8 protein-coding genes are annotated in these 13,509 nt (G+C 68.1%); 1 reads left to right on the forward strand and 7 read right to left on the reverse strand.

Translation table 11 applies throughout. The features are described from left to right. Positions 1-126: 126 nt before the first annotated feature. Both prfB and ABD974_RS12780 read right to left on the reverse strand, forming a co-directional pair. Positions 127-1,255 (reverse strand): peptide chain release factor 2 gene (gene prfB, locus ABD974_RS12775; RefSeq protein ID WP_345303722.1). Its coding sequence is split into 2 segments (ribosomal slippage): positions 127-1,179 and positions 1,181-1,255, totalling 1,128 coding nucleotides; the frame shifts between segments, so codons are not numbered across the junction. A 71-nt stretch (positions 1,256-1,326) separates the two neighbouring features. Beyond that, positions 1,327-2,220, reverse strand: coding sequence for a LytTR family DNA-binding domain-containing protein (locus ABD974_RS12780; protein WP_345303723.1), 894 nt, complete (start codon positions 2,218-2,220; stop codon positions 1,327-1,329). 168 nt (positions 2,221-2,388) lie between these two features. On the opposite strand from ABD974_RS12780, the gene ABD974_RS12785 reads away from it, so the two are divergent. Continuing rightward, positions 2,389-3,594 carry an acyltransferase gene (locus tag ABD974_RS12785; protein ID WP_345303724.1) on the forward strand — a complete coding sequence of 402 codons (1,206 nt, stop codon included), beginning with the start codon at positions 2,389-2,391 and terminating at the stop codon, positions 3,592-3,594. Between the two features lie 314 nt (positions 3,595-3,908). Here ABD974_RS12785 and ABD974_RS12790 read toward each other — a convergent pair whose 3' ends face one another. The 5 genes from ABD974_RS12790 to carB all read right to left on the reverse strand — a co-directional run bounded on the left by ABD974_RS12790 (position 3,909) and on the right by carB (position 13,476). Continuing rightward, a complete protein-coding gene (locus ABD974_RS12790; RefSeq protein WP_345303725.1) occupies positions 3,909-6,920 on the reverse strand; it encodes a VIT domain-containing protein in 3,012 nt (1,003 codons plus the stop codon). 96 nt (positions 6,921-7,016) lie between these two features. Further along, positions 7,017-8,789 (reverse strand): single-stranded-DNA-specific exonuclease RecJ, encoded by a 1,773-nt coding sequence (recJ, locus tag ABD974_RS12795; RefSeq protein WP_425562686.1) that lies wholly within the window; start codon positions 8,787-8,789, stop codon positions 7,017-7,019. After that, positions 8,786-9,745 carry a phosphoglycerate mutase gene (locus ABD974_RS12800; RefSeq protein ID WP_345303726.1) on the reverse strand — a complete coding sequence of 320 codons (960 nt, stop codon included), beginning with the start codon at positions 9,743-9,745 and terminating at the stop codon, positions 8,786-8,788. The genes recJ and ABD974_RS12800 overlap by 4 nt, the downstream gene beginning before the upstream one ends. Before the next feature lie 15 nt (positions 9,746-9,760). Beyond that, the gene (gene greA / locus ABD974_RS12805; RefSeq protein ID WP_345303727.1) at positions 9,761-10,237 is read right to left on the reverse strand and encodes a transcription elongation factor GreA; all 477 of its coding nucleotides are present in this window, start codon (positions 10,235-10,237) and stop codon (positions 9,761-9,763) included. Continuing rightward, the gene (carB, locus tag ABD974_RS12810; protein ID WP_345303728.1) at positions 10,234-13,476 is read right to left on the reverse strand and encodes a carbamoyl-phosphate synthase large subunit; all 3,243 of its coding nucleotides are present in this window, start codon (positions 13,474-13,476) and stop codon (positions 10,234-10,236) included. Before carB ends, greA begins: the two co-directional genes overlap by 4 nt. Positions 13,477-13,509 lie beyond the last annotated feature (33 nt).

A 13,509-nucleotide genomic window follows, 5' to 3' on the forward strand; every position in this document is an offset into this window, starting at 1 on the left:
GTGTGGGGCTGGATTGGAGCGGGACAGATCGAATATCCCCTGTGGGAGCGGCGGGAGCCGCGACGGATCGCAGCAAGACTATCCGCAGACCGTCGCGGCTCCCGCCGCTCCCACAAGAGCAGGGATTCAGACGGCGTCGATGCGTTTTGCGCCGGCCTCCAGGCCGGATTTCAGGCTGGCCTCGACGAATTCGTCGAGATCGCCATCGAGCACCTTCTGGGTGTCGCTGCGTTCGATGCCGGTGCGCAGATCCTTGATCCGCGACTGGTCGAGCACGTAGTTGCGGATCTGGCTGCCCCAGCCGATGTCGGACTTGGTGGCTTCCAGGGCGTCGCGTTCGGCGTTGCGCTTCTGGATCTCTATCTCATACAGCTTCGCCTTCAGCATCTTCATCGCGGTGTCGCGGTTCTGGTGCTGGCTGCGGCCGTTCTGGCAGGCAGCGACGATCCCCGAGGGCACGTGGGTGATACGCACCGCCGATTCGGTCTTGTTCACGTGCTGGCCGCCCGCGCCCGACGAGCGGTACACGTCGGTCCTGAGGTCGGCGGGATTGATGTCGATGTCGATGTCGTCGTCCACTTCAGGCGAGACGAACACCGAAGTGAACGAGGTGTGGCGGCGGTTGTCGGAATCGAACGGTGACTTGCGCACCAGCCGGTGCACGCCGATCTCGGTCTTCAGCCAGCCGTAGGCGTATTCGCCCTCGACCCGGACCGTCGCCGACTTGATGCCGGCCACGTCGCCGGCGCTGGCTTCCATCAGCTCGGTCTTCCAGCCGCGCGATTCGGCCCAGCGCAGATACATGCGGAGCAGCATTTCCGCCCAGTCCTGGGCCTCGGTGCCGCCGGCGCCGGCCTGGATGTCGACGTAGGCGTTCGCCGAATCCATCTTGCCGGAGAACATGCGCTGGAACTCCAGCTGATCGACGCCCCGGGCATAGCGCTCCACGTCGTTCTGGATCGCGAGCGCGGTGTCGTCGTCCTCTTCCATCTCGACCAGTTCGAGGAGTTCCTCGGCGCCGGCCAGGCCATCCTTCAGGTCGCGGATGCCGTTGACGGTCTTGTCGAGCATCGAGCGCTCGCGGCCCAGGGCCTGCGCGCGTTCGGAGTCGTTCCAGATATCGGGGTTTTCCAGCTCGCGGTTGACTTCTTCCAGACGCTCGACCTTGGCGTCGTAGTCAAAGATACCCCCTCAGCGAATCGAGCCGACCACGGAGGTCGGCGATGCGCTGGCGGATCGGGTTGAGTTCGATCATGGCGTGATGTGCGGTTGCAGCAAAGACCGGCGATTCTAGCAGGGTGTCGCGCGATGATGGTCCGGAACGCCTCAGGCCACCCCGACCCGGGCGCGCAGCGCGTCGCGATAGGTCCGGCTGCAGGGCACCGCGGCGCCATCGCGCAGATGGATGCGGGCATCGCCGCTGTCGAGCGGCTCGATCGACGCGACGCCGCCGAGATTGACGATGTAGCTGCGGTGGACCCGCACGAAGCGCTCCGGGTCCAGCCGGGCTTCGATCCCGGCGATGGTGCTGCGCAGCGGGTAGTCGTGGCCGCGGACCCGCAGGTTCACGTAATTCCCCGAGGCCTGCAGCCATTCGATGTCGTTGGCGGCGATCAGGAATTCGCGGCCCAGCTTGCGGACCAGGAAGCGTTCGGGACGGTCCAGCGATTCCACCGGCTCGCCCTCGTCCGGTGGCCCAAGCAGGCTGGCCTCGCCCTGCAGGCGACGGACGATGAAGCGGTAACTCTCCATGACCGAGACGATCATGATGTAGCCGCGGACATCCTTCAGGTATTCGTAGACCAGCTCGCTGGGCCAGTGGCCGAAGTCGTAGTTCCCGCCCTGCATGGCGTAGGCCAGCTCGCGCAATGCGACCATCCCGACCACGTGCAGCAGCGAGAAGGCCACGCTGCCCAGCAGCAGCCAGCCCAGATGGCGGCGCAGGACACCCCAATGCAGGGGGAAGCGCCGGGTGAGCCAGGCGACGCCGGGAATCAACAGCAGGATCACGATCCCGCTCGACCACTCCCACACCGCCGGCTCCCAGTCCGCGAAGTCCAGCCCCACCCGGCGGATGTCCATGAGCACGGTGACGCTGTTGGCGATGCCGTTGACCGCGGTCAGCCCGATCCAGAACCCGATCTCGATCGCACGATGCCAACGCCGCAGCCAGGCCAGGCCGGCGGCGTCGGAGGGGGCGGTCGTGGGCGCGATGGACATCCGCGCATTCTAGGCGGCCCGGTGCGCATTCCGTCCCCGGACCATCCCTGCCCGGTCACGGCTCGTCCCTTCTTTCCTGCGATCAGGCACTTGGCGCTGGCGGGCGGATCGGCCGCGACGAGACTGGGGCCCACTTCCGAGACGCCCGCTTCCGGGATGGAGACGACGATGGGACGCCGATACGATCTGGACTGGGTGCGGGTGGCCGCATTCTGCCTGCTGGTGCTGTACCACACCGGCATGTACTACGTGAGCTGGGACTGGCATGTGAAAAGCCTGTACGCCGGCGACACCCTCGAACCGCTCATGCTGCTGAGCGCGCCCTGGCGGCTGTCGCTGTTGTTCCTGATCTCCGGGGTCGCCACCGCCTTCCTGTTCCGCAGGACACCGGCCGGATTCGTCGGCCAGCGCTCCTGGCGGCTGCTGGTCCCGCTGATCTTCGGCATGCTGGTGGTGGTGACGCCGCAGGCCTACTACGAGGTGGTCGAGCAGCTGCCCGGTGGCTACCACGACGGTTACCTGGCTTTCTGGGGCCGTTATCTGCAGGGCGATGGCACGTTCTGCCGCGATGGCGACTGCCTGGACCTGCCGACCTGGAACCACCTGTGGTTCGTGGCCTACCTCTGGGTCTATACGCTCGCGATCTGGGCCCTGCTGCGCTTCGCGCCGCGGGCCATGGCGGCGATGGGCGACTGGCTGGAACGGCGGTTGTCGGGGCCCGGAGTGCTGCTCTGGCCCGTGCTGTGGCTGGCGGTCGCGCGGATCCTGCTGGTCGAACGCTTCGAGTCGACGCATGCCCTGGTCGACGACTGGTACAACCATGCGCAGTACCTGCCGATCTTCCTGCTCGGCGCGCTGGTCGCGACCCGCGCCGGCGTCTGGGACGCGCTGCAGCGCATGCGCTGGATCTCGGCCGCTCTCGCGGCCGCGGGGTACGTCTTCATCGTCTGGTACTTCTACGGCAGCGGCTACGGCGACGACCGCCCGCCGCCGGACGCGCTGCGCATGCTGCAGCGCGCGGTCTGGGCGCTGTTCCAGTGGACCGCGATCGCCGCGATCCTCGGCCTCGTCCGCGGCATCGCCTTCCGCGACGGCCCCGCACTGCGCTACCTGCGCGACGCCGTGTTCCCGGTCTACATCCTGCATCAGACGGTGATCGTGATCCTGGCGCACAACGCGCAGCCGCTGGGCCTGCGGCCGGCGATCGAAGGGCCGCTGCTGGTGCTGGCGACGTTCGGGCTGTGTTTTCTCGGGTTCGAGATCGTGCGGCGGGTGCGGTGGATGCGGCCGCTGTTCGGATTGAAACGGGATGGCGGTAACGTTGATCGTTTGTCGGACCGGGAAGTGGTCGCCAGCGAGCCAAGCTCCGGCTGATCGAAACAGCAGAAGAAATCTGGACGGCAACTTCACATCCGCGACCGAGAGTCTTCAGGTAAGGCCTGGAACCTTTTTCGCGCTGGGGCGCGAGTGACTTTCTTTGGCGCAAAGAAAGTCACCGAAGAAACACTCAGGTCCAATTCAAATCTGCCGACGGAATGGCGACCGGGATTTTTCGACGAGGCATCCCTGCCTCGTCGAAAAACGACGCACCTCCTGTGCGCCGCCCTACGGGTCTCCGATCAGATCCAGCGCCACGATCCGGAGCCCGCACCAGGACGATAACCATCGACACATTTCCCGGGCAGTCTTCACTTCACCTCGAACTCGCCCACGAACACCGTCTCGCTGCGACCATTCAGGCGCAGGGTCACGGATTCCTGTTTGTGGCGTTTCGTGCCCCAGCCCGTGCTGAAACCGAGGTTGAGGGTGGTCGCGCCGGTGACGATCTGCTGGCGGTCGCCGAAGAAGTTGGCTTCGACCTTGTACTTGCCCGGCTTGGCGTTCTTCAGCACGAATTCCTCGGGGCCGTAGCCGCCGGTGAAATCGTCGCTGATCAGCCCGCCCTGGTAGGTATTCCGGTTGCCGTAGTAGCAGCGTTCGCCGTTCGGATCGGTCACCCACAGGTCCATGTCGCTGTTGTCGCTGTCCCAGGACAGCACCACGCGCAGGTCCAGCGGCATGTTCTTCAGCAGCCTGCGGTCGACGAAGGCGGTGTCGAGCGGCGTCGGGCTGGTGGCGATGATCGCGTTCATTTCGTTCAGCGCGACCAGTTCGACTTCGGAGAAGCGCGCATCCCACGGCCGCGCGGCGACTTCGTACAGGCGTTCGATGCCTTCCTGACGCTGTCCGGACGCGGCGAGCGCCAGACCAAGATCGCGATGGCTCTGCGGCTCTTCGTCGGCAAGACGCAGCACCTCGCGGAACACGTCGACCGCGCGGGCGAAGTCCTGCGCCTGCATCAGCCGGTAGCCGAGCACACGCAGCACGTGGCGGTTTTCCAGATCGAGTTCGGCCAGATTCGAGAGCACCCGCAGCGCTTCGGCGCGGCGGCCCTTCTTCAGCAGCAGATCGGCCACGTCGAGATAGAACGCGGTGCTGTCGGCGTAGCTGTCGCGCTCGTCGAGATAGACGGCGTAAAGATCCTCGGCCTTCGCATCGCGCAGGCGACGGGCGTAAGGCGAATCCGGGGCCCAGGCCTGCAGTTGGATCGACACGCCCGCACCCACGGCACCGTCGTCGGCCGCGGATTCCTCGGCGGCGTCGGCACGGCTGCGAAACTGCGCACGCGCGGGCGCGGGCGCGGCGCGGGTGGCTTCCTCACGCTGCGCGCTGCTCGCAAGGACGTCCGCCTCAACCGCTTCCCGCGCCATGGCCATGTCCGCGACCGGCGCCGGCGGCGGCGGCGGCGCACCGGCCGGTGCCATCGCATCCGCCATCGCGCCGGCCTTTGGCGCTTCGGGCTTCGGCGGCGCGCCCTTCGGGAAATCGCGCTGCCACCATTCGATGCGCTCGGCGAAGCGCAGCGCCACTTCTTCCAGGCGCTGGCTGCGCGACTGCGTCTTCTCGGCCTGTTGCGTCCGCCGCAGCGCATCGACTTCCGCGCGCAGCGCGGCCGGCGCGGGAATGTCGTAACGCACGTAATCGGCGGCGGCTTCGAGCACCAGCAGCGACGTGCCCGGCGTGACCAGGCCGAAGCGCTGGCCGAGGCGCGTGATCGCACCGCGATGCCGCTCCGGCTCGGACGCACGCGCGGCCACCTGCCAGCTCGCCCACAGCGTCCCGACCTGTGCGCTCTCGGGCGCATCGGCGGACACCGGCACTTCGACGGTTCGCGCCTTGCCGCCTTCCTGCAAACGCACGCGGACGGTGGAGGTGGATTCGGTCATGCGGCCGGCGACGCGCAGCAAACCACCGTCGACCTCCCAAGCCTGCGGCTGCAGATCTTCGATGCCCTCGCCTTCCAGTCCGACGATACGGGTGGCATCGCGCAGCAGCGCCGCGGTCGCGGCATCGAGGCCGTCGCGGCCCTGCCACTGCACCAGCCGGCCGCCGCGCGCCGTCGCCAACGCGGACAGGCGCGTGGCGTCGGCATCGGCACCGGCCGAACTCAGCGCATACAGCGCCTGACCTTCGCGCAGCGTCGGGAACGCGGCGCTGCCGTAATTGCGCAGGCCATCGCTCACCAGCAGGTATTCGCCGATGCCGGCCTGCGGCGTCCAGTCGGCCAGATCGCTGGCGCCGTCGTAGATCGTGGTCTCCAGCGCCTTGCGCAGCGCGCTCCAGTCGCCGCCGCGGATCTCGAAACGACCGCCATCCTCGCCCACGTCGCGCAGCAAGCGCAGCGTCGCGCTGCCGTCGCCCATCGCCTTGAAATACCGGTCGAGCAGCGCGAACTCGCTCTGCCGATCGCGTTTGCGCGCCGATCCGGACGCGTCCCACAGCAGACCGACCGACGACGGCACGGTGCGAAGACGCCCGTGCGCCGCGGGCAGCGGCACATCGACGAGCGCGAACCGATCGCCATCGTAAAACTGCACATAGGCCTGCGCGGAGGTCGCGGCGGGCAATTGCAGCCCCAGCGGTTTCAGTCTGCGCGGCGACGGCGCACCCGGCAGCGTTTCGCGCAGGGATTCGTAGCGCGCGGCATAGCCGCCGCGGACGCGGTCGAAGTCCAGCGTCGCGAAGCCGCCCAGTTGCGTCGGCGCCGCGCTCAGGCCGCGGGCACGGATCGACAGCGCGAGGCGATCGGCGGTGGCCAGCAGTTGCACCGGCACGTCCAGCCGCCACTCGCCGTTCTCGCGGCGCAGCGCTTCGTCGATCACCAGCCGCACCTCACGGGTGCCGCGAGCGGGGATCGGGTACACGCGCAGCCGGAAATGATTGCCTGCGGTCTGTTCCAGCAGGCCCGGATCGACATTGCGGCGCTCGATGCTCTCGAACACCTGCTGCGCCTTCTGTTTCGGCACCGGCACCGCATCGCGCAGTTCGCCGCCGACATCCAGCGCGAACGCGCTGACCTGCTGGCCCGGCTGCAGCGGGAATTCCAGCGTGCCTTCCAGCAAGCGGTCGTTCGGGTTGTAGAGGGTCAGTTGCAGGGTGCTGCGCGCCAGCCCACCGTTGGTTTCGACGTCGATCGAGGCCGAGCGCAGGCCGACAGGAATGGCGGCACCCGGCGACACGATCAGCGATGGCGCGATCAGCGCGGGTTCGGGTTGCGGGCGGTCGATCGATCGCGGTGCGCGCTGCGCGACGGCGGCGTGGCCGAGCATCAGGCCGGCGGCGAGCGTCAGGAGGATGGAACCGGTGAAGCTGCGTGACATGGCGGTGCCCCTGCGGAGGATGTCTTCTCAACGCACCGTGCGGACGAACGGGGTCGAGACTCGCGACATGCTAACCGCCCTCGCGACGTTCCGGACTCAGCCGGCCACGGATTCCCGATGCACCACCACCAGTTGCACGGCATCGCCGCCGCGCCAATCGTCGGGCTGCAGCCGGTAGGCGATGCGCGCGCGCGGCGGCGGCGGCTCGCCGTTCCAGCCGCCGAAATGGATCGCCGGGATGCGCCGCGTGCCGCCCGGCCAGGACAGTTCGAGTTTGAGATGCTGTTCGCCCACCGGCTTCCAGCTCACGATCTCGAACACATCGTCGAACACCGGCTCGGGAAAGCCCTGCCCCCACGGCCCGCCGTCGCGCAGCGCCAGCGCGGTGCCGATGGCGCACTCGCCGGGCGCGATCGCGCCATCGCTGAGAATCACGTCCTGCAGCAGTTCGGGCGACAGCAGCTCCGCCGCGCACTGTTCGAATGCGGCCTGGAAACGCGGCAGTGCGGTGAGACGCAGGCTGAGGCCCGCGGCCATCGCATGGCCACCGAATTTCTCGATCAGCCCGGGATGGCGCGCATCCACCATCGCCAGCGCGTCGCGGATGTGGAAACCCGCGATCGAACGTGCGGAACCGCGCAGCAGATCGCTGCCGGCATCGCTGGGCGCGAACGCGATCGCCGGACGATGCACGCGCTCCTTGATCTTCGAGGCGACCAGCCCGACCACGCCGGGGTGCCAGTCTTCGCGATACAGGCAGATCGTGGCGCGTCCGCCGTCGACCTCGAACGACAGCGCCGCGATCGCATCCTCGGCATCGCCGACCATCTGCTGCTGCACGCCGCGACGCTCGGCGTTGATGCCGTCGAGAATCTCCGCCAGTTCGCGCGCGCGTCGCGGATCGTCGCAGAGCAGGCATTCGATGCCCAGCGCCATGTCTTCCAGCCGACCGGCGGCGTTGATGCGCGGCGCCAGCGCGAACCCGATGTCCGCGGCGGTGAGCGCGGCGTGCTGACGGCGCGATACCTCGATCAGCGCGCGCAATCCCGCGCAGCCGCGACCCGCGCGCAGGCGGCGCAGGCCGGCCGCGACCAGGGTGCGATTGTTGGCGTCGAGCGCGACGAGATCGGCGACGGTGCCGACCGCGACCAGATCCAGCAGCACCGACAGGTCCGGCGGTTCGCCCGGAAAATAGCCCGCATCGCGCAATCGTCTGCGCAAGGCCAGCAGCACGTAGAACATCACGCCGACGCCGGCCAGCGCCTTCGACGGGAAATCGTCGCCGGGCAGATTCGGATCGACGATGACATCGGCCTGCGGCAGATGCTCGCCGGGCAGATGGTGATCGGTGACCAGCACCTGCCAGCCGCGCGCCTTCGCGGCCGCGACCCCGGCCAGACAGGCGATGCCGTGATCGACCGTGACCAGCAGATCGGGCGCGAGCGCGGCGAGATCGTCGACCAGCCCCGGCGACAACCCGTAGCCGTGCACGATCCGGTTCGGCACCGCGTAGGACACGTGCTGCGCGCCGAGCATGCGCAGGCCGCGCACCGCGACCGCGCAGGCGGTGGCGCCGTCGCAATCGAAATCGCCGACCACGACGATGTGCCGACCCGTGGCCATCGCCTGTTGCAGCAGCGCGGCGGCGGCATCGACCGCGCCGAGCCCGTCGGGCGGCAACAGCCGGTTGAGGCGCGGCTGCGCCAGCGCGTGGGTCGCGGCGCCGCGCGCGGCGTAGATGCGGCGCAGCAGTGGCGGCACCTCCGCCGGCCAATCGCCGTCGGCGGCCTGCACGTCCGCATCGGGCATGCGTGCATCGAGCATGGGTGCATCGGCGCCGATGTCGCGACGCCGGATGGAACGGCTCATGCGCCTTGTTCCGATGGCGGCTGCGGCGGCACCCAGGCGCCGCGCCAGAAGCGCCAGCGCTGGCCGCGCGCGAGCCGCAGGCGCATGCCGTCGGCCGCATCGATATCGAGCGTGGTCAACGTACCGTCCGACAGTGCGCGCAGCGCCGGCATCAGCCAGTCACGTTGCAGTGCGGCGAGATCGCGCGTCCGTCGCAGGTCGTACAGCGCGGCGTCCGCGCCGATTTCGAACGCCGACGGCAAGCGCGTGGCCGCAACACCGGCGACGGTCGCGAGCGCGCGGACGAGATCGTCGTCGCTGGCGGCGGAGGACACCGCGCTCGACACCGCATCCGGCAGCACACCGCCGCCCCACACCCAGAGCGCGTTGATCGGCACGAGACCGCGTTCGGCGCGGCGCGCGTTCCACGGATGGTTGTGCAGGACGATCTGCACCTCGTTGAGCAGCGCGCGCCAGCGCCGGCCTTCCGGACCCTCCGGCTGGTGCTCGAACAGATCCTCGCCGAGCGCCTCGTCGGGCGCGCTGAACGCCGGCAGTTTCGCTTCGCGCGGCAGGCGCAGGTACCAGCGTGTGGGCACCGGCGCATCGAGCGCGAAACCGCTGTCGCCGAACACCGGCTTCAGCGCCGGCAGCAGCGAATCGACATCGTCCTGCGACAGCGACAGCCGTTCGCCGAGACCGAGCAGGCGCGCGCCGTTGATGTCGGGCCGTACGTGGGCGGGGTCGGCGCGCAGCCACGCCGCGCCCGCGGCGTCGCCGGCATCGGCCTGGCGGGTCAGCGCCGCCGGCGCCCAGTGCGCGGGCAGCGTGGAAAAATGGCGCCGCAGTTGCGCCTCACCGCCGACCGCACGATCGGCGACGCGATCCGCGCGGCCGAACGCCTTGGCGACCTCGGCCATCAGCGACTGCCGGCCGAACGTCGACCAGGCCGGCAACAGGAACAGCGCACGCGACACCGCGGCAGACTCCGGTCAGCCTTCGTATGCGACCTTGATCAGCTCGTATTCGCGCTTGCCGGCAGGCGCATCGATCTCGACCACATCGCCTTCGTGCTTGCCGATCAGCGCGCGCGCCAGCGGCGAGGAAATCGCGATCAGACCCTGCTTGATGTCGGCTTCGAGGTCGCCCACGATCTGGTAGCGCTTCTCTTCGTCGCTCTCGACATCGGCGAGGGTCACGTTCGCACCGAACACCACACGCGAACCGGCGTTCAGCGTGGACACGTCGATGACCTGGGCGTGCGACAGCTCGGCTTCGAGCTGCTTGATCCGCCCTTCGATGAAGCCCTGCTGCTCGCGCGCGGCGTGGTATTCGGCGTTTTCCTTCAGGTCGCCATGGGCGCGGGCCTCGGCGATGGCGTTGATCACCGCCGGCCGCTGCACGCTCTTGAGCTGGTCCAGTTCGGCGCGCAGGCGCTGGGCGCCTTTCATGGTCAGGGGAGCTCTCATGCTTCCAGTTCCTTGTGCAGTTCCTGCAGCGCCCACACCGGGCCACTGTCGCGGAAATCGAGAGAATGCAGCAAGGCCTTCGCGCCCGCAATCGTGGTCGAGTAGGTCACGCGCTGCTGCAGGGCTTCCCGGCGGATCGAGAACGAATCCGCGATGGCCTGCTTGCCCTCGGTGGTATTGACGATGTAGACGATCTCGCCGTTCTTGATCCGATCGACGATGTGCGGACGCCCCTCGGCGACCTTGTTGACGATTTCGCAGGCGATGCCCTGCGACTGCAGCCAGCCGGCGGTGCCGCGGGTGGCGACGAGGCTGTAGCCGCGGCGCAGCAGCTCGTCCGTCACTGCCAGCACGCGCTGCTTGTCGGGATCGCGCACGGAGATGAAGGCCTTGCCCTTCGGCGGCGCCTTGATCCCGGCGGCTTCCTGGGCGCGCGCGAACGCCGCGCCGAAGCTGCGGCCGACGCCCATGACCTCGCCGGTCGAACGCATTTCCGGGCCCAGGATCGGATCGACGCCCTGGAATTTGGCGAAGGGAAAGATCGCTTCCTTCACCGAGTAGTAGTCCGGCACGATTTCCTTCGTCGCGCCCTGCTCGGCCAGGGTCTTGCCGGCCATGCAGCGCGCGGCGATCTTGGCCAGCGGCATGCCCGTGGCCTTGGACACGAACGGCACGGTGCGCGAGGCGCGCGGATTCACTTCCAGCAGGAAGATGGTGTCGGTGCCGTCCGCCTCGGTCTGAATGGCGAACTGGGTGTTCATCAGGCCGACGACCTTCAGCGCCTTGGCCAGCGCCACGACCTGATCGCGCAGGCGATTCTGGGTCTCGGCCGACAGCGAGTAAGGCGGCAGCGAGCACGACGAGTCGCCCGAATGCACGCCGGCTTCCTCGATGTGTTCCATCACGCCACCGATCAGCACGTTGCCGTCCTTGTCGGCGATGATGTCCACGTCGACCTCGACCGCATGGTCGAGGAAGCGGTCCAGCAGTACCGGCGAATCGTTCGAGACCTTCACCGCGTCGCGGATGTAACGCGACAGGTCGGCGTCGGAATACACCACTTCCATCGCGCGGCCGCCCAGCACGTAGCTCGGGCGCACCACCAGCGGATAACCGATCTCGCGCGCCAGCGCGATGGCCTCGTCGGCGTTGCGCGCGGTGCGGTTCGCCGGCTGCTTCAGGCCGAGGTCTTCGACCAGCTTCTGGAAACGTTCGCGGTCCTCGGCCAGATCGATCGAATCCGGCGAAGTGCCGATCACCGGCACGCCGTTGGCTTCCAGCGCCTGCGCGAGTTTCAGCGGGGTCTGGCCGCCGTACTGCACGATCACGCCCTTCGGCTGTTCCAGTTCCACGATCTCCAGCACGTCTTCCAGCGTCAGCGGTTCGAAGTACAGGCGGTCGGAGGTGTCGTAGTCGGTGGAGACGGTTTCCGGGTTGCAGTTGACCATGATGGTCTCGTACCCGTCTTCTCGCAGCGCCAACGCCGCGTGCACGCAGCAGTAATCGAATTCGATGCCCTGGCCGATGCGGTTGGGGCCGCCGCCCAGCACCATGATCTTGTCGCGCGCGGACGGCGCGGCCTCGCACTCGTCCTCGTAGGTCGAATACAGGTACGCGGTGGTGGTGGCGAACTCGGCGGCGCAGGAATCGACGCGCTTGTACACCGGGCGCACGCCGAAGGCCTTGCGCAGCGCGCGCACCGCAGTTTCGTTGGTGCCGGCGAGCTGGGCCAGGCGCGCATCGGAGAAGCCGCGGCGCTTCAACGCGCGCAGGCGCTTCGCATCGAGCCCCTCGAGACCGGCGGCGGCGACCTCGCGTTCGCAGGCGATCAGTTCCTCGATTTGATCGAGGAACCACGGGTCAACGAAGGACAAGGCATGCACGTCTTCCACCGACAGCCCGGCGCGGAACGCATCGGCGAGATAGAACATGCGCTCGGGGCCGGCTTCCTTCACTTCGCGGCGCAGACGCGCCATGCCTTCGTCGCTGGCGAGATCCAGGCCGGTCGGATCGAGACCGACCTTGCCGGTCTCCAATCCGCGCAGCGCCTTCTGCAGCGACTCCTGGAAGGTCCGGCCGATCGCCATCACCTCGCCCACCGATTTCATCTGCGTGGTCAGGCGCGCGTCGGCGGCCGGGAACTTCTCGAACGCGAAGCGCGGAATCTTGGTCACGACGTAATCGATGCTGGGCTCGAACGACGCCGGGGTCAGGCCGCCGGTGATTTCGTTCTTCAGCTCGTCGAGGGTGTAGCCGACCGCGAGCTTGGCCGCGACCTTGGCGATCGGGAAGCCGGTGGCCTTCGACGCCAGCGCGGACGACCGCGAGACGCGCGGATTCATTTCGATCACCACGACGCGGCCGTTCTGCGCATTGATGCCGAACTGCACGTTGGAGCCGCCGGTGTCCACGCCGATCTTGCGCAGCACCGCGATCGAGGCGTCGCGCAGGCGCTGGTATTCCTTGTCGGTGAGCGTCTGCGCCGGGGCGACGGTGATGCTGTCGCCGGTGTGCACGCCCATCGGGTCGAGGTTCTCGATCGAGCAGACGATGATGCAGTTGTCCGCGGTGTCACGGACCACTTCCATCTCGAATTCCTTCCAGCCGAGCACCGATTCCTCGATCAGCACTTCGTGCACCGGCGAAAGGTCGAGGCCGCGCTTCGCGATCTCCTCGAACTCCTCCTTGTTGTAGGCGATGCCGCCGCCGGTGCCGCCGAGGGTGAAGCTCGGGCGGATGATGGTCGGATAACCGACCTTGGCCTGGATCTCCACCGCCTGTTCGAAGGTGCGCGCGACTTCCGCCTTCGGGCATTCGAGGCCGATCTCCTGCATCGCGACACGGAACAGTTCGCGATCCTCGGCCATGCGGATCGCGTCGCGCTTGGCGCCGATCAGCTCGACGCCGTATTTCTCCAGCACGCCGTTGTCGGCGAGGTCCAGCGCGCAATTCAGCGCGGTCTGGCCGCCCATCGTCGGCAGCAGCGCGTGGGGTTTTTCCTTGGCGATGATCTTCTCGACCGTGCGCCAGTTGATCGGCTCGATGTAGACCGCGTCGGCCATCTCCGGGTCGGTCATGATCGTCGCCGGATTGCTGTTGACCAGCACCACGCGATACCCCTCGTCGCGCAGCGCCTTGCAGGCCTGGGCGCCGGAATAGTCGAACTCGCAGGCCTGGCCGATCACGATCGGCCCGGCGCCGATGATCAGGATGGTCTGGATGTCGGTGCGCTTGGGCATGGCTTCCTCGGTACGGTGTCGTGTGGGTGCAGC

The sequence above is a fragment of the Lysobacter hankyongensis genome (genome assembly GCF_039543145.1).
Lineage (GTDB): Bacteria > Pseudomonadota > Gammaproteobacteria > Xanthomonadales > Xanthomonadaceae > Lysobacter_I > Lysobacter_I hankyongensis.